General features: G+C 65.5%; 16 protein-coding genes. 6 read left to right on the forward strand and 10 right to left on the reverse strand.

Annotation, left to right across the window (positions count from 1 at the left end; translation table 11 throughout):
* Positions 1–68 precede the first annotated feature (68 nt).
* Complete coding sequence (locus HB634_RS15110) at positions 69–3113, forward strand: TonB-dependent receptor (protein WP_213949145.1); 3045 nt, start codon at positions 69–71, stop codon at positions 3111–3113.
* Positions 3114–3436: 323 nt separating this feature from the next.
* Complete coding sequence (locus tag HB634_RS15115; RefSeq protein ID WP_213949146.1) at positions 3437–4288, forward strand: YbaY family lipoprotein; 852 nt, start codon at positions 3437–3439, stop codon at positions 4286–4288.
* Positions 4289–4409: 121 nt separating this feature from the next.
* Here the strand turns inward: HB634_RS15115 and HB634_RS15120 are convergent, their stop codons facing one another.
* From HB634_RS15120 to mnmG, 4 genes are all read right to left on the reverse strand, one after another.
* Entirely contained in the window at positions 4410–6206 is a 1797-nt protein-coding gene (locus tag HB634_RS15120) for an autotransporter domain-containing protein (RefSeq protein ID WP_213949147.1), read from the reverse strand.
* Positions 6207–6494: 288 nt separating this feature from the next.
* The gene (locus HB634_RS15125; protein WP_213949148.1) at positions 6495–8852 is read right to left on the reverse strand and encodes a Tex family protein; all 2358 of its coding nucleotides are present in this window, start codon (positions 8850–8852) and stop codon (positions 6495–6497) included.
* Between the two features lie 104 nt (positions 8853–8956).
* A complete protein-coding gene (locus tag HB634_RS15130) occupies positions 8957–9727 on the reverse strand; it encodes an RDD family protein (RefSeq protein ID WP_213949149.1) in 771 nt (256 codons plus the stop codon).
* Positions 9728–9812: 85 nt separating this feature from the next.
* The gene (gene mnmG, locus HB634_RS15135; protein ID WP_213949150.1) at positions 9813–11687 is read right to left on the reverse strand and encodes a tRNA uridine-5-carboxymethylaminomethyl(34) synthesis enzyme MnmG; all 1875 of its coding nucleotides are present in this window, start codon (positions 11685–11687) and stop codon (positions 9813–9815) included.
* A gap of 584 nt (positions 11688–12271) precedes the next feature.
* Between mnmG and HB634_RS15140 the strand changes: the two genes are divergently transcribed.
* Positions 12272–12448: a hypothetical protein gene (locus HB634_RS15140; protein ID WP_213949151.1), complete on the forward strand. Its 177-nt coding sequence runs from the start codon at positions 12272–12274 to the stop codon at positions 12446–12448.
* A gap of 12 nt (positions 12449–12460) precedes the next feature.
* Here the strand turns inward: HB634_RS15140 and pepN are convergent, their stop codons facing one another.
* Positions 12461–15109, reverse strand: a complete 2649-nt coding sequence (gene pepN / locus HB634_RS15145; RefSeq protein ID WP_213949152.1) for an aminopeptidase N — start codon at positions 15107–15109, stop codon at positions 12461–12463.
* 76 nt (positions 15110–15185) lie between these two features.
* Here pepN and HB634_RS15150 point away from each other — a divergent pair, with 76 nt between their 5' ends.
* The 3 genes from HB634_RS15150 (at position 15186) to HB634_RS15160 (ending at position 17778) form a co-directional block, all read left to right on the forward strand.
* Complete coding sequence (locus HB634_RS15150) at positions 15186–16190, forward strand: aldose epimerase (protein ID WP_213949153.1); 1005 nt, start codon at positions 15186–15188, stop codon at positions 16188–16190.
* Positions 16187–17131 (forward strand): pyridoxal-phosphate dependent enzyme, encoded by a 945-nt coding sequence (locus HB634_RS15155; protein ID WP_063572151.1) that lies wholly within the window; start codon positions 16187–16189, stop codon positions 17129–17131. Before HB634_RS15150 ends, HB634_RS15155 begins: the two co-directional genes overlap by 4 nt.
* 92 nt (positions 17132–17223) lie before the next feature.
* Positions 17224–17778, forward strand: a complete 555-nt coding sequence (locus tag HB634_RS15160) for a DNA-3-methyladenine glycosylase I (RefSeq protein WP_063572152.1) — start codon at positions 17224–17226, stop codon at positions 17776–17778.
* Between the two features lie 10 nt (positions 17779–17788).
* Here the strand turns inward: HB634_RS15160 and bioC are convergent, their stop codons facing one another.
* From bioC to bioB, 5 genes are read right to left on the reverse strand one after another with little or no spacing between them, the layout of a single operon-like run.
* Positions 17789–18676, reverse strand: coding sequence for a malonyl-ACP O-methyltransferase BioC (gene bioC / locus HB634_RS15165; RefSeq protein WP_063572153.1), 888 nt, complete (start codon positions 18674–18676; stop codon positions 17789–17791).
* A complete protein-coding gene (gene bioH / locus HB634_RS15170; RefSeq protein WP_269447978.1) occupies positions 18673–19446 on the reverse strand; it encodes a pimeloyl-ACP methyl ester esterase BioH in 774 nt (257 codons plus the stop codon). Before bioH ends, bioC begins: the two co-directional genes overlap by 4 nt.
* Positions 19443–20180, reverse strand: coding sequence for a sulfurtransferase (locus HB634_RS15175; RefSeq protein ID WP_063572154.1), 738 nt, complete (start codon positions 20178–20180; stop codon positions 19443–19445). The genes bioH and HB634_RS15175 overlap by 4 nt, the downstream gene beginning before the upstream one ends.
* A 29-nt stretch (positions 20181–20209) precedes the next feature.
* On the reverse strand, positions 20210–21424 hold the full coding sequence (gene bioF, locus HB634_RS15180; RefSeq protein ID WP_213949155.1) for an 8-amino-7-oxononanoate synthase: 1215 nt from the start codon (positions 21422–21424) through the stop codon (positions 20210–20212).
* Positions 21421–22428 carry a biotin synthase BioB gene (gene bioB, locus HB634_RS15185; protein WP_213949156.1) on the reverse strand — a complete coding sequence of 336 codons (1008 nt, stop codon included), beginning with the start codon at positions 22426–22428 and terminating at the stop codon, positions 21421–21423. Before bioB ends, bioF begins: the two co-directional genes overlap by 4 nt.
* Positions 22429–22499: the final 71 nt, after the last annotated feature.

Here is a 22499-nt window from a genome sequence, read left to right on the forward strand (position 1 = left end):
TTTACCGGCCTGGCGTCGGTTTTTGCTCGTTTTCAGACCCGGTTGGGTCGATCTGGGGAGATTTGCTCATGAGTTCTCGCATCATCCGGCAGGGTTCCGCCCTGCGTCATTCGGCGTTGGCTATTGCCCTCGCGATGGGTCTGGGCAGCACGGGCGTCGTTTTCGCCCAGGCCACCAGCGGTAACATCTTCGGTACGGCCCAGCCGGGCGACACCGTTCAGATCTCCGGCAACACCGGCTTCAACCGCGAAATTCCGGTTGACGCGTCCGGCCGTTTCCAGATCAGCAACGTGCCCGTCGGCACGTACAACGTCGACCTCAAGCGCAACGGCGCCGTCGTCGATTCCCGCAAGAACGTCAGCCTGACGGTTGGCAAGGGTTCGGACGTCTCGTTCGCCGCCGCAGCAACTGCCGCTTCGGCGCAGTCGCTCGACTCGGTCACGGTCACCGCCAACAGCCTGCCGCCGGTCGACGTCTCGACGGTCGACTCGCGCACGGTCATCACCTCCGAGCAGCTCGCCAAGCTTCCGCTCGCCCGTACTGCCGAAGCGATCGCGCTGCTGGCTCCGGGTGCTGTCGGTGGTAGCGGTTACTTCAAGGGTCCGACCGGTAACAGCCTGGTCTCGATCGCTGGCGGCTCGGTTACCGAGAACGCGTACTACATCAACGGCTTCAACACCACGGATCCGCTCAGCGGCTTCGGCGGCATCACCCTGCCTTACGGCGCGATCGACCAGCAGGAAATCCTCGCTGGCGGTTACGGTGCGGCCTATGGTCGTTCGGCCGGTGGCGTGATCAGCCAGGTCGGTAAGCGCGGCACGAACGAATGGCACTTCGGTGCGCAGGTCCTTTGGGAGCCGAACGGCGCCGCCTCGGCACCGGGTAACGACCACTATGTGATCAGCGGCCCGAACACCAGCGCCGGCGAGATCTACAAGTACAACGAGCGTGACAAGCAGACCCGCACCGTCGAGTCGGCCTACGTCGGTGGTCCGCTGATCAAGGACAAGCTGTACATCTTCCTCGCCGCTGAGCAGGAGCGTACCGAAGCGACCAACGTCGAAAACCAGGACACGCCGACCTACCAGAGCCAGAGCTACCGTAATCCGAAGTATTACGCCAAGCTCGACTGGAACATCAACGACAGCAACATCCTCGAAGTCACCGGTGCGTCGAACAAGCAGAGCTACAACGCTTCGCAGTACGTTTTCGACTACGACTCGCTGCAGCGCGGCGCGTACATCGGCAAGGACACCTCGGGTAACCCGACGTTGAACAAGACCGGTGCAGATGTGTACTCGGCCAAGTTCACCAGCTACATCACCGACGACCTGACCCTGACGGCCCTCTACGGCAAGATGAAGGGCACGTACTCCACCGACGTGTCGTCGTCGACGAATCCGCACATCTCCGGCCCGAACAGCCAGGATCCGACGCTCAACGGCGGCAACGGCGGCATTTCGAACGACAATCCGGCCAGCCTTACGTTTGCGCCGAACCATAAGTCGACCAACACCAACCTGCGCATCGATCTGAGCTACCACATCGGCGATCACACGATCACCGGCGGTATCGATAACCAGAACATCCGCGACAAGGACGATGGTCAGTACACGACCGGTCCGGGTTATGCGTGGGTCTACGCACAGGGTACGGAAGGCAAGCCGATCGTCGGCGCACCGGGCGACAGCGACTTTGTCGGCAACCCGGGTCCGGGCGGCTATTACGTCGACAAGTACAAGTACAACACCACGGCGTCGGTCCGCACGACGCAGCGCGCTCAGTACATCGAAGATTCCTGGCAGGTCAACGACCGCTGGCTGGTGAAGATCGGTCTGCGTAATGACCAGTTCACCAACTACGACACCAACGGTTCGGCTTACCTGCGTCTGCGTAGCCCGCAGTGGGCGCCGCGCCTGGGTGCCACCTGGGACGTCAACGGCGACTCCAGCCTGAAGATCTACGCCAATGCGGGTCGTTACTACCTCGCCATGCCGGCGTCGGTCGCCCTGCGTTCGGCGGGTCAGTCGCTCTACACCCGCGAGTACTTCACCTACACGGGTATCGATTCGCTCGGCCAGCCGACCGGCCTGACCCCGATCCAGAGTGCCACCGGCGGTCCGATTTCGGCCAACGGCGAGTACGGTGTACAGCGTGATCCGAACACGGCTGCTTCGCGCAACCTGAAGTCGGAATACCAGGATGAGTTCATCCTCGGCTTCGACAAGACCCTGGGCGACAAGTGGGTCTACGGCGCGAAGGCTACGCTGCGCAAGCTGCGTAACGCCATCGATGACGTTGGCGATTCCAACATCATTCGTCAGACGCTGATCAACCAGGGCGTCGATCCGACCACGATCGGTACGATCCAGGGTAGCTACCTGTTCAACCCGGGCCGCGCTTCGCAGTTCCTGGTGCCGAACACGCAGGGCGGCTACTACCAGGCCAACGTGTCGAATGGCGACTTCGGCTTCCCGAAGCTGCAGCGTAACTACTACGGCCTCGAGATGTACCTCGAGCATCCGTTCGATGGTAAGTGGTACGGCAAGCTCGACTACGTCTACTCGAAGAGCTACGGCAACTCGGAAGGCCAGGTTCGCTCGGACATCAACCAGAAGGACGTCTCGGCGACGGTCGACTGGGACTTCCCGCAGTTGATGGAATACTCGGGTGGCGAGCTGTCCAACAGCCGCCGTCACGTGGTCAAGGCCTATGGCTCCTACCAGCTGACGGAAGAGTTCCTGCTCTCCGGCAACCTGTCGATCTCGTCGGGTGCTCCGAAGTCGTGCCTCGGTCAGTACGGTGCGGATGAGTCCGATCCGGTTGGCTACGGTGATTTCTATCACTACTGCTACGGTCAGCCGTCGTCGCCGGGCTCCATGGGTCACACCCCGTGGCTGTACCTGTTCGACCTGAGCGCCGAGTACCGTCCGGTGTGGGCCGACAAGAAGCTCGCGTTCAACATCACGGTGTTCAACGTGTTCAACAGCCGCGAGACGATGCAGATCTATCCGCAGGCCGGTATCACGGGTGCTCCGGAGTCGAACTACAAGGCGACGGTGTTCTCGTCGACGCCGCGTTACGCTCGCTTCGGCATCACCTACGACTTCTGATCCATCGAAGTCGGATCGAAGCCACCAGCCTTCGGGTTGGTGGCCTGGATCGCAGGAAAAAGGCCACCTTCGGGTGGCCTTTTTTTTATAAGTGGTCTGTTCGCAAACCGTTTGTCGATCAGGGGCTTGCCGATTTTCGGCATTTCTGACTGCCAGCTTGCCAACCGGCCCGCAGTTACGAATTCCTAGGGATTTTCACCCTTGACTTTTCCAGCGGCGCATTTGCCGGTATGCTCCAAGGTTCCCCCGGAAGGTCTTGCGCCATGCGCGCGCGTATCTTCCGTGACCCAGTCCTTCTTTCCGTTCCGTTACGAGGTTCGACCATGCGCAGGATTTTCTTGTCGCTCGCATCCGTGGCCGCACTGGCCCTCGCCGGCTGCGGCGGCTCTTCCGATAACGGCCAGCAGGCCGCGGGTGGCACGCCTGAGGCGTCCGGCCCGGCCAACGCCGTTACCGGCAGTGTTTCCCTGCGTGATGCTGGCGCCCAGCTTTCGCCCGACGCCAAGCTCGACCTGAAGCTGATCGACGTGACCGCCGAAGGCTCGCAGCCGCTGGCGACCAAGACGATCGCCCCGGTGACCCTGCCGGCGCAGTTCCAGCTCGACTTCAATGCCACGGACCTCAATCCGAACGACATGTACATCGTTGAGGTGTCCCTGCAGGACGGTGATCGTCATTACTCGTCGCCGCTGAAGACCCCGGTCCTGACCAAGGGCGCGAAGAACGTCGCGAACATCCAGCTGGTCGGCGAAGCCACGCCGGGCGAGAAGGAGCTCAACGGCTTCAACAGCGTCAAGAAGAACATCGGCGGCATGAAGGTCACCCAGGGCACGGCGCTGAAAGACGGCGAGTCCCATGGCTGGCAGATCTTCAAGAAGGGTAACGACGTCCAGTTCGTGCGCGAACTCGTCGATTACGGCGACAAGGGCTTCACTGCTACCGACTTCGCCTACAAGAACGGCAAGCCCTGGGTCGTCATCCAGGAGAAGAAGCCGAGCAAGGACGGCAAGCCGACCTCGACCGAGCGCGCAGGCTGGAACGATGCCGGTGAGCTGGTCCTGAAGGAAAACCAGGCCGGCAGCAAGACCGACGTCCTCTCCGACGACGCCGCCAACGATCTGCGCAAGCAGGCCGAAGCGATGTACGCGAAGGCCGGCGGTAACGGCAAGAAGTAATTCGCACTACTCGCGAAGACAAAAAACGCCGGCTTGCGCCGGCGTTTTTTTTCGCCGCTGAAGCGGCTCCCACACAGAGCGCCAAGGGAATCCCACGTAGGGATCCCCTTGGTCGGCTTGATCAGAATGCCATCTTCACGCCGAGATTCAGGCTGTTGTCTCGCTGCGTCTTGTCGGCGAAACGGCCGCTGTAGGCAGCCCAAGCGCTCCAGGTCTGGTTGAGGTCGGCGGTGACGCCGAGGTCCGCTGTGGCCCAGGTCTTATCGGGCGTGAAGCCCTGCAGCTCGAAGCTGCCGCTCATGCTCATGAGCCCGGCATCGATGTAACGGGCGTCGGCACGACCGTCGCGGTTATAAGCCACTTCTGCGAACGGGTGCAGCACGGTGTTACCGGACTGCCACGAACCCTGCACGCGCCAGCCGGCGGTGGCGATGCGCGAGTTACGGGTCTGCTTGCCGAAGTTCATCGCGGTGCTGTCGCCGCCGTACTCGTTATAGCCGTCGACTTTCAGCTGTTCGAAGGTGAGGCTGACGAACGGGCCGGTCTTCAGCGTCTCGCTACCGAACCACCAGCCGCCCTGCAGGCCACCGCCGACGTGCGAACCGTCAGCCTTGCCCGTTTCCGTGCGACGCGCGGCACCCAGGTCGATGCGACGGTCGATGTCGGTGAAGCTCAGCTGGCCGAAGCTGAGGAAGGTACCGACGTAGCCGCCACCGGCGTGGTAGAACGCGTAGCCCGAGCCGGCGAGATCGGTCATCTTGTAACCGCCACCGCCGGAGAAATCGGCATTGGTCGAGGCCACGCCCATGGCGACGCCCACCGAGATGTTCTCATTGACCTTGGCGTCGGCACCGATGGTCAGGTTGACGTTGTCGCTGTCGGTCTTCGGTGAGGTGTCGCCGCTCTTGAACGTCTGCTGGCCATATTCGGCCGAGGCGAAGACGCGCGTACCAGCACCGAAGTTGTCGGCCATCATCTGGTTGCGCAGCACGCGGGTGTGCGCTTCGCTCGTGGCGAGGCCGGCTTCGCCCAGAAGCGAGATCTTCTGCGGTGCTTCGATGATCGAGAGGGCGTACTGGCCGAGCAGGGCGTGTGCGGCCGTCGTCGGATGGATGCCGTCGGCGAACAGGTAGGTCGACGCAGCATTCGGATCGCGCAGCGTTGCCGGCGTACAGGTGATCGAGCTGGCTGTGGTGCAGGCCGGCACCGTGACGTTGCTGAAGCCGTAGGTGCTCGGGCTGGCGATGACTTCGTTGAGCAGCGCGTAGGTGTCGATCGGCACGATGCCGCGCTGGGCCGAGGCCAGGCCGCCAGAGAGGATGCCGTTGTAGACCTGGGTAAGCTGGGTGATGCCTGCCGAAGCAGCGGCGCCCTGCGACATGGCGGCAGGCGTCTTGCCGACGTCCGGCAGGTTGAAGACGACGATGGTCTTCGCGCCGGCGGCCTGCAGCGCCTTGATCTGGCCGACTTCCTGCGACGCGGCGGTGGCGACGACAACCTGCGCGGTAGCCGGGTTGGCGGTCGCGGCGAGAAGGTCGTTGGCGCCGATCCACATGGTGTAGAGCGTGTTCGGGTCGGCCTTGCCGCCGGTCGAGGTCAGGTACTGCTGGATCTGCGCGCCCGTACCCGGAACCGGGTTCGGGATGGTGGCGCGGGCGCCACCGAAAGCGTAATCGGTGCCGCCGGCCAGCGACGGGTTCAGCGAGAGATTGAAGTACTTCGCGATGTTCTCGACGGCGGTCGAGCCCGGATTGGTCGTGAAGCGGGAAATGACCGGTGAGCCGGACAGAATGGAGACGTTGCCGCTATCGCTCAGGCTGTCGCCGAACGAAACGACCTGGTTGAACCCGTCGGCGTGCGCCCCGGCACTGAACAGAAGGGCCGTACCAATGGCACCGGCAAGATAGCGAATACGCATGTAGATCACTCCGTGTGTGGGGCGTTAGAGAAACGTTACGGTAATGGAAGCCATACGCCGGCGCATGCTGCGCCGCCGCACCAGCAGCCACGCAGGTCGTGGCTGTGAAATGTAGGAGCCGATTCATCGGCGATCCCGCGGCAGCGGGCCAGCTTGTGGCGAGCACCCTTTCGCCGATGAATCGGCTCCTACCTGAGCGGGAGAAGCCGTGGGCGTTAAGAAATTTCTCGGAAGTTGCCGAATAAGTGCGCTTCCACCGGGCGCTCCCCGCCCGGTGGAAGCGTCGCCTTATTTCTTCTGGGCGCGCGAGAACGCGTCGGCAAAGGCGCTGTTCGCCGGTGCGGCGGCGGGCTTGGGCGGCTGCGGCGGACGGCTGCCGCCGCCCTGACCACCGCGACGATTTCCGCCACCACCACCACCACCACCACCGGCCGCGCCATCGTTCGGCTGTGCCGGGCGGCCACCGCGGGCTTCACCGGGCACGTCGTCAAGGCGCATGGTGAGGGCGATACGCTTGCGGGGCAGGTCCACTTCCATGACCTTGACCTTGACCACGTCGCCGGCCTTCACCGCATCACGGGGATCCTTGACGAAGGTGTGCGACAGCGCGGACACGTGAACCAGGCCGTCCTGGTGGACGCCGATATCGACGAAGGCACCGAACGCGGCAACGTTGGTCACGCGGCCTTCGAGCACCATGCCGACTTTCAGGTCCTTCAGGTCCTCGACGCCTTCGGCGAAGCTGGGCGCGACGAACTCCGGGCGCGGATCGCGACCGGGCTTTTCGAGTTCCTTGAGGATGTCGCGCACGGTCGGCACGCCGAAGGTCGTGTCGGTGAAGTCTTCGGGCTTGAGGCCGCGAAGGAAGGACGTATCGCCGATCACCTGCTTCACTTCGCGACCGCACTGCTTGAGGATGCGCTCGACCACCGGGTACGCCTCCGGATGCACGGAGCTGGCATCCAGCGGATTGCTGCCGTCGGAAATGCGCAGGAATCCCGCGCACTGTTCGAAGGCCTTGTCACCGAGGCGAGGCACCTTGAGCAGGTCCTTGCGGCTGGGGAACGGACCGTTGGCATCGCGGTGCTTGACGACGTTTTCCGCGACGCTGCTGGACAGGCCGGCCACGCGTGTGAGCAAGGGTGCCGATGCCGTGTTGACGTCGACGCCGACCGCGTTCACGCAGTCTTCGACGCGGGCGTCCAGGGCACGCGCGAGCTTCACCTGGTTCACGTCGTGCTGGTACTGGCCGACACCGATGGCCTTGGGTTCGATCTTCACCAGCTCGGCCAGCGGATCCTGCAGGCGGCGCGCGATGGAAACGGCGCCGCGGATCGACACGTCGACGTCCGGGAACTCCTTGGAGGCCAACTCGGATGCGGAGTAAACCGACGCGCCTGCTTCGCTGACGACGACCTTGGACAGGTTGAGGTCGGCGTGCTTCTTGATGACTTCCGCCGCGAGTTTGTCGGTCTCGCGCGAGGCGGTGCCGTTGCCGATGGCGATGAGGTTCACGCCGTGCTGCTTGCTCAGCTGCGCGATGCGCGCCACAGATTGATCCCACTGGTTGCGCGGTTCGTGCGGGTAGATCGTATCGAACGCGACCAGCTTGCCGGTGGCATCCACGATGGCCAGCTTGCAGCCGGTGCGGATGCCCGGGTCGAGGCCCATCACGGTTTTCGCGCCAGCGGGTGCGGCGAGCAGGAGATCCTTCAGGTTGTCGCCAAACACGCGGATGGCTTCGTCCTCGGCGCCTTCGCGCACGCGGCCGAACAAATCGAGCGTGAGGTGGAGATGCAGCTTCACGCGCCAGGTCAGCCGCACGGTTTCGCGCAACCAGGCATCGGCAGCGCGGTTTCGGTTGACGATACCGGCACGCGCGGCGACACGGCCTTCGCCCTCGGCATGGCCCTGGTCGGCGTCGGTGCCGGGGTTGAGGTCGATCTCGAGCACACCTTCGTTGCGTGCGCGCATCAGCGCGAGCAGGCGGTGCGACGGGATCTTCGACACGGCTTCGCTATGGTCGAAGTAGTCGCGGAACTTGGCGCCTTCATTCTCCTTGCCGGCAACGACGACGGCGCGGATCTGGCCCTTTTCCCACAGCCAGTCACGAAGTTCGCCGACGAGCGCGGCATCTTCCGCGATGGACTCCATGAGGATGGCGCGCGCGCCGTCCAGGGCGGCCTTGGTGTCGGCAACGCCCTTATCGGCGTCGACGAAGCCCGCAGCGAACGTTTCCGGGTCTTGCGTGGGGTCTTCGCGCAGGCCGAGCGCGAGCGGCTCCAGGCCGGCTTCGCGGGCGATCTGGGCCTTGGTGCGGCGCTTGGGCTTGAACGGGAGGTAGAGATCCTCCAGACGCGCCTTGGTGTCGGCGCTGAGCAGATCCGCCTTGAGGGCGTCGGTCATCTTGCCCTGTTCGACGATGCTGTCGAGGATGGCAGCGCGGCGGTCTTCGAGCTCGCGCAGGTAGCGCAGTCGCTCTTCGAGCAGACGCAGCTGAATGTCATCCAGACCGCCGGTCACTTCCTTGCGGTAGCGGGCGATGAACGGCACGGTGGCGCCGCCGTCGAGAAGTTCCACCGCTGCGCGCACCTGTTCGGGCTTCGCGGCGATGTCCTGGGCAATTCGTTGTTCGATGCTCTGCATGTGGTTCCTGTGCGTTGCTCGGCCGGCCGAAACGTCGGTTCGAGCCGTAGATGATAGCAAGCACAGGCGAGGCCCCGGCCGGGAGGCCGGGGCGGGCAGGGCGATCAGGCGTCGAAGCGGCCGCTATCGCCATGGCGTGGCGCGGCGACCGGCGCCGTGGCCTGGTCCGTACGACCCGTCAATACGTAGGTCTTGGCCAGGAGGTCATGCACGCCCTGCTTGCGCTGGGTGAAGGCGGCGACCACGTAGCAGATCAGCGGAAGCGGCACCGGAAAGCGCAGCACGTTGGTCAGGCGTACGGCATTGCGGCCGGCACTGCGGGCGAGCGAGATGCGCTTGCCCTCGGTGTCGGTGACGCGGATGCCGACGGCCATCTTCCCCGGGGTGGCCTGCCACTTCGAAGCCTCGAAGAGGGTGTAGTACACGAAGCCGACGACCATCAGCACGTAGGTGATCGGCAGCATGGCCTCGCCATAGGCCTGCAGCGCCGCGACCTGGTCGGTCTTCATCTGCTCCATGAAGCTGGTCGCGATGGCGCTGAGCCCCATGCCCAGCGCGATGAAGGTGAACGGCACGATGAGGATGAGGTAGTCGATCACCCAAGCGCCGAAGCGCAGCCAGAAGCCGGCGTATTCGGGCGTGGCCACGTCGGTGACGCCCAGGAAGGGCGGCGGAGACGGCGGCATGGGTGGGACGCCCTCGGCGGCGGCGGGGCGCTCGTCCGGGAACAGCTCCCCCAGCGGACGCCAGTCGACCATGCCGTCGTACCAGCCGAGTTCGTCGGCGCGGCAGGTGCCTTCACGCAGCCACTGACGGATTTCGTCGTCCGTGTAGGGACCAAAGCGCTCACCGTTACGTCCGATCCAGACTTGCATGGCCTACCTTTTCACTGATGCACTGACTATCGCCGATGATGCCAGATGGACCAGCGCACCGCCGCCTGCTGGTTGGCACATGCGCCTACGCGGCGCGGCGCTTCAGGTGCACCAGCAACAGCGAGATCGCTGCCGGGGTCACGCCGCTGATACGCGATGCCTGGCCGATAGTGACGGGAAGTGTCCGCTTCAGCTTGAGCAATACCTCAGCGGAGAGTCCTCGCACGCGGTCGTAGTCGAAACCTTCGGGAATCGCCGTGGCCTCATGTCGGCGCTGACGCTCGATCTCGTCGCGCTGGCGCTCCAGATAGCCGGAGTACTTCGCCTGCACCTCCACCTGCGTGGCGACTTCGGCGTCGTCCACCGGGGGTCCCAGTTCGGGCACGCTGGTGAGGGTGGCGTAGTTGAGTTCGGGCCGACGAAGCAGGTCCAGGGCGTGCGTTTCGCGGCTGACCGCGATACCGAGCGAGCGCTCGATAGCGGCGCCCAGCGCATTGGTCGGCGCCGCCCAGATGCCGCGCAGGCGCGCGGTTTCGCGCTCGGCCGCGTCGCGCTTGGCCTCGAAACGACGGAAGCGTTCCTCCGGGACAACGCCGCGCGCGTAACCGTGTGGCGTCAGTCGGAGGTCGGCGTTGTCTTCGCGCAGGTGCAGGCGATACTCGGCGCGCGAGGTGAACATGCGATACGGCTCAATCGTGCCGTTCGTCGTGAGGTCGTCGATGAGGACGCCGATATAGGCCTCGTCGCGGCGCGGGTACCACGGCGTCTCGCCGCGCACGGCAAGCGCGGCATTCATGCCGGCGATGAGCCCCTGCGCGCCGGCCTCTTCGTAACCGGTCGTGCCGTTGATCTGCCCGGCGAAATACAGCCCGGGAATGCCCTTGGTTTCCAGCCACGGATGCAGGCCTCGCGGATCGAAGTAGTCATATTCGATGGCGTAGCCCGGGCGCGTGATGTGCGCGCGCTCGAAACCGGGGATGGACCGCACCAGCGCGTACTGGATGTCGAAGGGCAGGGAGGTGGAAATGCCGTTGGGGTAGATCTCAAAGGTGTCGAGGCCTTCCGGTTCGACGAAGATCTGGTGCGAGGTCTTGTCGGCGAAGCGGACCACCTTATCTTCGATCGACGGGCAATAACGTGGGCCGACCCCTTCGATCTGTCCGCTATACAGCGGTGACCGATCGAGCGAGCCGCGGATCAGGTCGTGGGTGGCTTCGGTGGTGTGGGTGATCCAGCAACTCACCTGCCGCGGGTGTTCCGCTGCCGAGCCCATGTACGAGAAGTGCGGCATCGGGTCGTCGCCCGGTTGCTCCTCGAGTACCGAGAAGTCGATGCTGCGGCTGTCGATGCGCGGCGGGGTACCCGTCTTGAGGCGGTCGGCGGCGACCGGCAACTCGCGCAGCTTCGCGGCGAGCGTCGACGCCGGCGGATCGCCCGCCCGGCCACCGGCGTATTGCGCCGAACCGATGTGGATCTTGCCGGCAAGGAAGGTGCCTGCGGTCAGCACGACGGCGGGGGCGTGGAAGTCGAGGCCCATCTGGGTACGCACGCCGGCGACGCGACCGTCGATGAGGATGAGGTCTTCGACGGCTTGCTGGAACAGCACGAGATTGGGCTGCGTTTCCACCATGAGCCGTATCGCCGCCTTGTAGAGCGAGCGGTCGGCCTGGCAGCGTGTCGCGCGGACGGCCGGGCCCTTGGACGCATTGAGCGTGCGCCACTGGATGCCGGCGCGATCCGCCGCACGGCCCATGGCGCCACCGAGGGCGTCGATCTCCTTGACCAGGTGCCCCTTGCCAATGCCGCCGATGGCCGGGTTGCAGCTCATCTGGCCGATCGTTTCGATGTTGTGGCTGAGCAGCAGGGTGCGGGCGCCGGCGCGCGCGGACGCGAGCGCGGCTTCGGTGCCGGCGTGTCCGCCACCGACCACGATCACGTCGTAGGTTTCTGTATGCAGCATGGTCAGGGTTTCGGGCGTAGGGCCAAGGCCGCCATTTTACGCCTGCCGGACGAACCGCGCTGCGTTGCAACGCGGTTCGCCTTCGGCAGGTTCTGGCATGGCTTGTGCTTGCTATTCCGTGCACTTCACCCGGGCAGACGCTGCGCGATCACACGCGCGCCGAGACCGAACGACAGGGGTTTGGTCGTGTGCCGGGAGAAGGAAGCGGGATGTGGGCAAGGATGCCCCATTCGGTTTATCGAATGAGATCTGGCGCCCGGCGGTCTCAGGAACAGGGGGAATCCAGGATGACCGTGCTGCCGGGCGCCAGAAACCGAGTGACTGGCACGAAGAGCCGAGGCCAACGCCTCGGCTTTTTTTCGTTGAATTGAACACTACACCGAACGAATGAACTGTGTGTGACTTTTTCGTCAACGAAGTGCTCGATTTCGGCAATTGGTGACGCAGTACGTCAGTTTCTCCTGCGGAGCGAGACCCTGTGTGATCCAGCGCACATTTTATCGCGCGGTGAAACGTGTGGCACGGCCGATGCATTGCAGCATCGTGACCACCGAGGGAAGGGGCTGAACGCCATGAACGCTGTCATGTCCACTAACGAACCCATGATTCGCCACCACGATCTGCTCATCGAAATGGGCAGCCTGGAAATGGCGATGGAGAAGCTCAACGAACGCAACGCCGCGGAACAGGGTCGCCTTCGTCCGCGCATCGAGCAGCGCCTCGCGCGCATTCGCGAAGCACTGGCCGGAATGAACGACTGACCGACCCTGGGCTCAGCCCAGGGCGACCCGGGCGAGGATATCGGTCAGGTCGCGCGACAGATCCTTGCGTGCAGCCAGTTCCGCAACCACGGCATGCGCTGACTCGCGACGTAGGGGCTCCAGGCGCTTCCACCCATTGAAGGCCGTCGCCACGCGCGCGGCGACCTGCGGATTGAGAGCGTCGATCGCCACGAGGCGGTCCGCCAGCCAGCGATAGGCCGCGCCGTCCGCACGGTGGAAGCCGCTCGGATTGGCCCGCGCGAAGCTGCCAAGCAATGACTGCACACGGTTCGGGTTCTTCAGCGTGAACGCGTCGTCGCGTTCCAGCGTCTGGATACGCCCCAGGGCCGTCTCGCCCGGCAGCTGCGCCTGCACGGCAAACCACTTGTCGAGCGCAAGGGCGTTCGACTCGTACTTCTTGCGGAAGTGGGCGAAGGCCGGAGCCGCGCCTGCGGGATCGATCGTCGCCAGCGTGGCCAGCGCCGCCAGGCGGTCAGTCATGCCGGGTGCTTCGTCGTACTGCGCGCGAGCCAGCTCGCGGGCGTGGTTCTCGTCGACCAGCGAAAGCAGGTCCAGCACACGACGCTTCAGCTGGCGCTGGGCCTGGCTTGCCGCATCGAGCGATGCGCTGGTGGCGGCGCGAAGGACGTCGTAACGCGCGCGCAGCGCAGGGACGCCGATCTTGCTGGCCAACGCCCGCAGCATGGCCTGACGGCTGGCGCGGATGCGGTCCGGATCGCGCTCGGGCTGGCGCTCGACCAGCTCGATCTCACCCGGTGGGGTGAGCAGTTCGGCGAGCAGCGCGTCTTCGACGGAGGGATCGCCGAACAGTTGGGCAAGCGCCGTGGTCCAGGCGCCGATAGCCGCACCGTCGACCTTGCGGTCGCGACAGTCGTCGTAGGCGAGGCCCGCGAGTTGCTGCCCGGCTTCCCAGCGGTTGAAGCCGTCCGGATCGTGGCGAAGCAACACGCCCAGTTCCTCCGGCGCGTAGTCGAACTCGAGGATCACCGGCGCCGAGAACCCGCGTAGCAGCGAGGGGACCGGCGCGCTGTGGATGTCTTCGAAGACGATGCTGCGTTCGGCGCCATCGAGCACGATCGTGCGCTCGGCAGCGCCCGTCGTGGCCTCGCCCTCGAGCCGCAGCGGCAGCGCCTTGCCCGTCGCGTCGAACAGTGACAACCGCACCGGGATGGGCAGCGCGTGTTTGACCGTCTGCCCGGCGCTGGCCGGCGTGCGTTGGCGCAGGGTGAGCCGATAGCGCGATTGCGCCGCGTCGTAGCGCGCTTCAGCGGTCAGGCGCGGCGTCCCTGCCTGGCTGTACCACGCCAGATAAGCAGACAGATCGGTGCCACTGGCGTCGCCCAGGGCCTTCAGGAAGTCCTCGATCGTGGCGGCATCGCCGTCGTGGCGATCGAAGTAGAGGTCCATGCCCTTGCGAAAGCCGTCGCGGCCGAGATGGCCGGCGAGCATGCGCACCAGCTCGGAACCTTTCTCGTACACGGTGGCGGTATAGAAGTTGTTGATCTCGCTGTACTGCGACGGACGTACCGGATGCGACAGCGGACCGGCATCTTCGGGGAACTGCGCACGGCGCAGCAACGCGACGTCTTCGATGCGCTTGAGCGAGACCGAATTCATGTCTGCCGAGAAGCTCTGCTCGCGGAACACCGTGAGCCCTTCCTTCAGGCTGAGCTGGAACCAGTCGCGGCAGGTGACGCGGTTGCCGCTCCAGTTATGGAAATACTCGTGGGCGACGACGGCTTCCACGTGGCGGTATTCGTCATCGGTGCTCGAATCCGGATCGGCCAGGAGGTACTTCGCGTTGAAGATGTTGAGACCCTTGTTCTCCATCGCGCCCATGTTGAAGTCGTGGGTGGCGACGACGTGGAACACATCGAGATCGTAGTTGCGCCCGTACGCGCGCTCGTCCCACTGCATGCTGCGGATGAGGGAGTCCATCGCGTAGTCGCAGCGATCGATGACATCGGGCTCGGCCCAGATGTGCAGCGCCACCGCGCGGCCATCGGCCGTGGTGTAGTCGTGGCTGATCCGTTCCAGGCGTCCCGCGACCAGGGCGAACAGGTAACTCGGCTTCGGATGAGGATCCATGAAGCGTGCCCAGTGACGGCCATCGGGCAGGTCGCCCTCGCCGTCCGGATTGCCGCCGGCGAGCAACACCGGGAAACGCTGGCGGTCGGCGCGCAGCGTCACCGTGTACTTCGAAAGGACATCGGGCCGATCGGGGAAATAGGTGATGTGACGGAAGCCTTCGGCTTCACACTGGGTCAGCAGGAAACCGCGATCGCGGCTGCCGGAAAGGTACAGGCCCTCGAAGGCGGTGTTCTCCGCCGGGCGGACCGCCACGCGGGCACCCAGGATGCAGCGGTCGGCGTCCACCGCGACTTCCAGCACGCCATTGGCGAGGATGTACTCGCCGTCGCCCAGCCGCCGGCCATCCAGGGTCAGCTCGAGTAACTCGATGCCTTCACCGTTCAGGCGAATGGGCTCGTCGGCCTGCCGCACCAGGGTAAGGCGGCTGGTGACCTCGGTGTGGTCGATACCGAGGTCGAACTCGAGAGCCACCTCCTCCACGGCCCATGCTGGCGGGCGGTAGTCGGCGAGGCGGATAACGGACGTGGGGGCGTCGGAACGATCACTCATGGCGGTAAGACAACACATGTTCTGGTCTGACAGGCAGGCTAACATGCGGTCGGATTCGTCAAAAGGAAGCCTCCCCATGTCCCGATTCACCGTGACGCGCTCCACCCTGGGCGCCAACGAGCTGGTGGTGCTGGTCGATGCCGATGCCGATCGCGAGGTCCGTATCGCCCGGCGTGGCGCCACCGTGCTCTCGATCACGACCCGCTGGCGCGACGAGACGCGCGCCGTGACCGACGGTTTTCGCAACGAAAAGGAGCTGGTCGGACATAAGGGGTCGCGCTTCGCCATCATGACGCCGTTCGCCAACCGCGTTAACGATTCGCGCTACACCTTTGAAGGAACCACTTACGACTTGCAGCCAGGTGCTGTCGGCGCCGATCGCGCCAGTCGGCACGGGTTCCTCCGCGGAACGCTGTTCGACGTGCAGCGCGAACATGGCGATGACATCAAGGCGTCGGTCACGCTCGTCACCGACGCGATCCGCCCGGGCGTCAATCCCGGGTACCCGTTCGCGCTCGATTTCAGCGTGACCTTCACCCTCGACGAGCACGGTCTCACGGTGGAAGCGAAGACGCGCAATGTCGGCGAACACGCCGCGCCCACGTTCTTCGGCTGGCATCCGTACTTCCGTCTCTCGGATCATCCGATCGAAACCTGGGAGCTTCAGGTGCCCGCGGACAAGGTCATCGCCACGGACAAGGATTTCATTCCCTTGCCGGGCACCAGCGCCTGGCAGGCGATGGACAAGGCCGACCGTTCGCTCGATTTCCGCAAGGCGCGCCCCATCGGTGGTACCGAGCTCAACCACACCTATGCCGACCTCCAGCTCGACACGGATGGCAAGGCGCGCACGCATCTGCGCGACCCGAAAACGGGTGCGGGCATCGCCGTGTGGCAGGAGCGAGGCGTCATGCTCGTATTCACTTCGGACACCGCCGACCGCGATGCGCGCAAGTCGGTGGCGCTGGAACCGATGGAATGCATGCCGGATGCCTTCAATCGCGACGACTGCACACCATTGATCACACTGGCCGCCGGCCAGGAGCGTCGCTTCGTCTGCGGTGTGGAGTTCGATACGTGACCTTGCCGACCTTCGCCGACGTACGCGACGCCGCTGCGCGCATCGCACCCCATGCGCTGGTGACACCCGTACTTCGCAGCGACCGCATCGACGCACTGGCCGGCGCGGCGGTCGTCTTCAAGTGCGAGAACCTGCAGCGTGGTGGGGCCTTCAAGTTTCGCGGCGCGACCAACGCCGTGTGGTCACTGAGCGACGAAGACGCCGCACGCGGTGTCGTCACCCACTCCTCAGGCAATCACGGGAATGCCCTCGCGATGGCGGCGCGCACGCGCGGGATCACGGCGCACGTCGTCGTCCCCGAAGGCGCCGTGAAAACCAAGGTGGATGCGATCGTCGCGGCAGGCGCTTCCGTACATCGTTGCGCGCCGACGACGGCCGCGCGCGAGGCGAAAGCCGCCGAACTGATCGCCAGCACGGGCGCGACCCTCGTGCATCCCTATGCCGACTCCCGGGTCATGGCAGGTCAGGGAACGCTCGTGCCGGAGCTTTTGCGGCAGTCTCCCGGGATCGACACGATCATCTTTCCCGTGGGCGGTGGTGGGTTGGCCTCGGGGTGTTCGATCGCCGCTCATGGCATCGACCCTGCCATCACGTTGTTCGGTGCCGAGCCCGAGGGCGCTGACGATGCCGCACGCTCGCTGGAAGCCGACGAGCGTGTCGGGCCGTTCACGCCACACACGATTTGCGACGGGCTGAGAACACTGATCGGCGAACCGAACTTTCATGTCCTGCGCGAGCAGGGCGTCACCGTGCTGCGTGTCAGTGATGCCGAAGTCATTGCCGCCATGCGCCTGCTCTGGTCCGAGTTGCGCATCGTGGTCGAGCCATCGAGCGCGACCGTTCTTGCCGCTTTGCTGCGGCATCCGGAGCGAATCAGGGGACGACGCGTCGGTGCGGTATTGACTGGCGGCAACGTCGATCTGGACGACCTTCCCTGGTAAGCATTCGCACGGCCCACGCTATCTGAAGCGGACATCCGCAGCCGCTTTGCGTGGCTATTCTCGTCCCTTCTTCAGGACGTGTGAGACGGGACATGCGATGCGCCTGGGCCGAGCAGAGCGACGCTGAACGCGTCTATCACGACACCGAGTGGGGGCTGCCGGTCCGCGACGATCGCCATCTCTTCGAATTGATCACGTTGCGCGGGGCGGCGGCCGGTTTGTCATGGCGAACGGTGCTTGGAAAACGTGAACACTACCGCCGGGCCTTTCACGATTACGACCTGGTGCGCATCGCCGCCATGACTGACGACGAACTCGCCGTGGTTCGTCGTGACCGCGGCATCATTCGTCATCGCCTCAAGATCGCCTCGGTGCGTGGCAATGCGAGGGCGGCACTCCGGTTGATCGAAAGCGAGGGCTCGCTGTCGAGGTTTCTTTTTGCCCTCGTTGATGGCGAAGCTATCTCCACGCCGCCGCGTTACATGTTCGGCCTGCGCTCGCGTAGCGATGCGTCCGATGTCATGAGCGCGACGTTGAAAAAGCGGGGGTTTCGCTTCGCGGGCACGGCCATCTGTTATGCGCTGATGCAGGCCACCGGCATGGTCGACGGTCACGAGCCCGGTTGTAAGCACCGCGCGGGCCGCTGACGGACGTCGATCAGAAGGGCGTCTTTCTCCGCGAGCCGCGCAGGTTCTCGATGGGGAAGCTCGCAATCTCGCCGCTGCCTTCGCGGCGCGACTGTCCGGCCGGCGGGCCCCACGCATGTGCGGTCACCACTTCCCAGGTCGAGGGAATGACGCCCTCGTTCCGCATCGCCTCGTAGGCATCGAGCATGCGTCGGTAATGCTGCTTGCCGGTGAGGCCGCGCTGGCGGTCGGCGTCGGCGTTGTTTGCGCCGAGGCCGCGCAATTCGTCGAGCAACGCGCGTGGCGTGGGGTAGGTGAGGGTGTAGCGCTCGGCGAATAACACAGGATCACGCAGGCCGGCGCTCAACATGGCGTCGCCGACGTCGTGCATGTCCAGGAAGCGTGCGACATGGGCGTGCTGGTCGGCTTCCGCCCAGGCGGCGCGCAGCTCGCTGAGCGTGTCGGGGCCGAACGTGGAGAACGTGAGCAGGCCGCCGGGCTTGAGTACGCGTGCGCACTCGGCAAACAGACGGCCGACGTCCTCGCACCATTGGAAGCAAAGATTGGAGAAGAGGATGTCGACACTGTGGTCGGGCATCGGCAGCGTGTACGCATCGGCGGCGACGCGTGAGAAGGGCTTCAGCCAGCTGCTGTGCTGTCGGGCCTGACGCAGCATCGGCAGCGCGAGGTCCATCGCGATCACCTGGGCCTTCGGATAGCGCTTCTTCAGTGCAGCGCTGCCCCGGCCGGTACCCGCACCCACATCGAGGATGACCTCGGGCACCTGCTCATACATGTCGAGACGGTCGACCAGGGTCGACTGTACCTCGCGCTGCAGCGCGTCGTGCTTCTCGTAGGTGCCGGCGGCGCGACCGAAGTTACGCCTGATCCGGGTCCGGTCGAAATGAAAGTCGCTCATGCGTCTGCTTCGGTGAACTGCGTCAGGACATCGGCCACGGCGATGGCGTGTCCGATGAAGGGGGCGTGGCCGGCGTGGGCGATTTCTTCGAAGCGGCCGCCAGCCGCCTCGGCGCACCAACGCATGGCCTCGGGATGAACAATGCGGTCGCGTCGGCCGGCTATCCAGAGGCTTCGCGCACGCAGTTCGGAAAGGCGCGGCCGCAGGTCGGTGCTTTCGAGCAGGCGAAGGCCTTCCATCAGCACGCGCGGGTCGGGTTCGCCGCGAGAGAAGGCTTCTTCCTTGAGACGTCGGGCTTCGGCGCGTGGATCGGCACTGCCCATGGCCTCAAGGGCGATGAAGCGCTCCAGCGTGCCGTGGTAGTCGGCTTCCAGGTCGGCGGCGAGTTTCTCCACCATGGCCGCGTCGTTACCGTAAGGCCAGCCTTCGGTGCGAACAAAGCGCGGCGTGGAGCACATGGCGACGACGGAGGTGACGTGGTCGGGCAGGTCGAGCGCCGCGGTGAGCGCGACCAGCCCGCCGAGCGACCAGCCCAGCCATGCCGCCGGCGGGGTAACTGCGGCGATCGCCTTTGCGCACGCCAGCGGTTCGAGCGGGATGTCGCAGTCGCGGGAGTAGCCGTGACCGGGCAGGTCGACCACGTACATCGTGTAGCGCGACGCCAGTGCCTCGACCAGCGGCGCAAGGATGCCGCCGTGCATGGCCCAGCCGTGGATCAGCACCAGCGGTGTCTCGCCATCGCCGTGACGCTCGACGTGCAATCCGCTCACGGCGCGTCGCTCGGCGCGAGCGTCGGATCGACCGCGCCGCGCTCATCGAAAACGAAGCAGTCACCGCGCCAGTGCGCACCACCGGCCTCTTCGAAGTATTTCAGGATGCCGCCTTCGAGCTGGAAGACATGGTCGATGCCGATCTCGCGCATGTGGATGGCCGCCTTCTCGCAGCGGATGCCGCCGGTGCAGAACGACACCACGGTCTTGCCGTCGAAGCGCGCGCGGTCCGCGGCGATGGCTTCGGGAAAACCGGTGAAACTCGACAGGCCGTATTCGACCGTGTTCTCGAACGTGCCAGCCGCTACTTCGTAGTCGTTGCGCGTATCCACCAGCACGACCGGACGGCCGTCGTCATCGTGTCCTTGATCCAGCCAGCGACGGAGATCCACCGGCAATACATGCGGCGCCCGTCCTTCTTCGGGACGAATCGACGGCGCGCGCATGGTGATGATTTCTTTCTTCAGGCGCACGCGCATGCGTCCGAACGGCACGTCATCGGAGAGGCTCTCCTTTGGTGCGATGTCGGCGAAGCGCGGATCCTCGTGCAGCCATTCCATGAAGGCGTCGATCGCTTCGCGTGGCGCGGCCAGGAAGAGGTTGATGCCCTCCGGCGCGAGCAGGATCGTTCCCTTCAGCGCCAGGGCGTGGCAGCGCTCGACCATCCGCGCGCGCAGCGCGTCCAGGTCGTCGAGGCCGACGAACTTGTAGGCGGAAATGTTGAGGATCGACATGGGCATAGGGGGAGGGACGCGGCCGCCCATTATACGGCGGCGGTCCCGGCGGGTCCGGGGAGGCGGCCCAGGGCATCCAGCAGGGCGTCGATCTGGTCCGGTGTATGCGCCGCGGACAGGGTGATCCGCAGCCGGGCGGCGCCCTGCGGCACGGTGGGTGGGCGGATGGCGACCACGAGGAAGCCGGCGGCTTCCAGGGCTCGCGAGGCGCTCAGGGCGCCCTCGGCCGGACCGATGAGCAAGGGCTGGATCGCGGTCGATGACGGCATCACGGGTAGCCCGAGCTGACCGGCGCCCAGGCGGAACCGGGCGATATTTGCCGCGAGCTGCTCGCGGCGTCCGTCCGCGTCGGCGCGGACCAGGCGCAGGGAGGCGCGCGTCGCCGCCGCCAGGGCGGCCGGCATCGCCGTCGTGTAGATGTAAGGGCGCGCGAACTGGACGATGGCCTCGGTCAGGGCGGCATCGCCTGCAACGAAGGCTCCCGCCGTTCCCAGCGCCTTGCCAAGCGTGCCCATCAGCACCGGCACCTGCGTCGCGTCGAGACCGGCCGCGGCGACGCTGCCGGCGCCCTGGGTGCCCAGCACACCGAGGCCGTGGGCATCGTCGACGTAAAAGAGGGCGTGACGTTTCCGGCAGAGCGTGGCCAGCGCCGCCAGCGGGGCGACATCCCCGTCCATGCTGAAGACGCCATCGGTGGCAAGCAGGGCCGGGTGGTCAGGCCGCGCATCCAGCTGCCGTGCCGCGGCTTCGGCATCGGCATGCGGATAGCGGCGAAGCTCCGCACCGGCCAACTGGGCGCCGTCGATGAGGCTGGCGTGGTTGAGGCGGTCCTGCACGCAAAGCGCGTCACCGCGGCCGGGCAGGCCGCCGGCACCGAGCAACGCCTGCAAGGCGCCCAGGTTGGCCATCACACCCGTGGAAAACAGCACGGCACGTTCGCGACCGGTCCAGTCGGCCAACTCTTCCTCGAGCGCGGCGTGTTCACCGCGGTGCCCGGAGACCAGGTGCGCGGCGCCGGTGCCGACGCCTTCGACGGCCGCCGCACGACTTAGCGCCGCCATCAGATCCGGATGACGGGCGAGGCCGAGATAATCGTTGCCGCAGAAATCGACCAGCGTCCGCCCATCGACGAGACGTTGGCCGTCCGGCGTGACCTCGCACGTGCGCGGGCGGCGTAACAAGCCATCCCGCTCGCGTTGTGCCCGCGCGGCTTCCACACGGGCACGGAGGTCCGGCCGGCTCACGCCGCGTCGGCGCGTTCGACGATGTCCGCGTGAACCGTGCCCGGCTCGATCTCGACTTCCATCGGCTTGAGGCCGAGGCGTTCGAACAGACGGCGGTCGTGCTCCACGTCCGGGTTGCCCGTGGTCAGCAGCTTCTCGCCGTAGAAGATCGAATTGGCGCCCGCAGCGAAGCACAGCGCCTGCAGGGCATCGTCCATCGACTCGCGGCCCGCGGAGAGACGCACGACGGAGGCAGGCATGACGATGCGCGCGACCGCGATACTGCGCACGAATTCGAAGGGATCGAGCGCTTCGGTGCCGGCCAGCGGCGTGCCGGCGACCTGGACCAGCCGGTTGATCGGCACGGATTCGGGATGCTCGGGCAGGTTCGCCAGGGTCGTGATCAGCCCGGCGCGCTGCGAACGCGATTCGCCCATGCCGACGATGCCGCCGCAGCAGGTCTTCAGGCCGGCCTGGCGCACGTGGTCGAGGGTGTCCAGACGGTCCTGGAACTCGCGCGTCTGGATGATTTCACCGTAGAACTCCGGCGCGGTATCCAGGTTGTGGTTGTAGAAGTCCAGGCCGGCGGCCTTGAGCGTGTCGGCCTGCGGCTGGGACAGCATGCCGAGCGTCGCGCAGGTCTGCAGCCCGAGGCCCTTCACAGCGGCCACGATCTCGGCCACCTTGACCACGTCGCGGTCCTTCGGCGAACGCCACGCGGCACCCATGCAGAAGCGGCTGGCGCCGGCGTCCTTGGCCGCCTGGGCGCGCTCGAGCACCGCTTCCACGCTCATCAGCTTCTCGGCTTTCACGCCGGTGGAGTAGCGCGCGGCCTGCGGACAGTAGGCGCAGTCCTCAGGGCAGCCGCCGGTCTTGATCGACAGCAGGGTCGACACCTGGACCGCATTGGGGTCGTGGTACTGGCGATGCACGGTCTGCGCCTGGAAGAGCAGGTCGTTGAAGGGCAGGGCGAAAAGGTGTTCAACCTCCTCGCGGGACCAGTCGTGGCGGATGGCTGCGGTCATGGTGGGCTCCCGTGGCGAAGGCGCGAAGTGTCGGCGCCGGCAGGGTCACTGTCAACCTTGGACTATCCACA

Origin of the sequence: Luteibacter sp. dw_328, from assembly GCF_018449605.1 — a bacterium.
In the GTDB taxonomy this organism is placed as follows: domain Bacteria; phylum Pseudomonadota; class Gammaproteobacteria; order Xanthomonadales; family Rhodanobacteraceae; genus Luteibacter.

What these genes read in the sequence shown, in the direction of transcription:
- HB634_RS15110 (WP_213949145.1), top strand. Translation starts at nt 69, where the DNA reads ATGAGTTCTCGCATCATCCGGCAGGGTTCCGCCCTGCGTCATTCGGCG.
- HB634_RS15115 (WP_213949146.1), top strand. Translation starts at nt 3,437, where the DNA reads ATGCGCAGGATTTTCTTGTCGCTCGCATCCGTGGCCGCACTGGCCCTC.
- HB634_RS15120 (WP_213949147.1), bottom strand. Translation starts at nt 6,206, where the DNA reads ATGCGTATTCGCTATCTTGCCGGTGCCATTGGTACGGCCCTTCTGTTC.
- HB634_RS15125 (WP_213949148.1), bottom strand. Translation starts at nt 8,852, where the DNA reads ATGCAGAGCATCGAACAACGAATTGCCCAGGACATCGCCGCGAAGCCC.
- HB634_RS15130 (WP_213949149.1), bottom strand. Translation starts at nt 9,727, where the DNA reads ATGCAAGTCTGGATCGGACGTAACGGTGAGCGCTTTGGTCCCTACACG.
- mnmG (WP_213949150.1), bottom strand. Translation starts at nt 11,687, where the DNA reads ATGCTGCATACAGAAACCTACGACGTGATCGTGGTCGGTGGCGGACAC.
- HB634_RS15140 (WP_213949151.1), top strand. Translation starts at nt 12,272, where the DNA reads ATGTCCACTAACGAACCCATGATTCGCCACCACGATCTGCTCATCGAA.
- pepN (WP_213949152.1), bottom strand. Translation starts at nt 15,109, where the DNA reads ATGAGTGATCGTTCCGACGCCCCCACGTCCGTTATCCGCCTCGCCGAC.
- HB634_RS15150 (WP_213949153.1), top strand. Translation starts at nt 15,186, where the DNA reads ATGTCCCGATTCACCGTGACGCGCTCCACCCTGGGCGCCAACGAGCTG.
- HB634_RS15160 (WP_063572152.1), top strand. Translation starts at nt 17,224, where the DNA reads ATGCGATGCGCCTGGGCCGAGCAGAGCGACGCTGAACGCGTCTATCAC.
- bioC (WP_063572153.1), bottom strand. Translation starts at nt 18,676, where the DNA reads ATGAGCGACTTTCATTTCGACCGGACCCGGATCAGGCGTAACTTCGGT.
- HB634_RS15175 (WP_063572154.1), bottom strand. Translation starts at nt 20,180, where the DNA reads ATGTCGATCCTCAACATTTCCGCCTACAAGTTCGTCGGCCTCGACGAC.
- bioB (WP_213949156.1), bottom strand. Translation starts at nt 22,428, where the DNA reads ATGACCGCAGCCATCCGCCACGACTGGTCCCGCGAGGAGGTTGAACAC.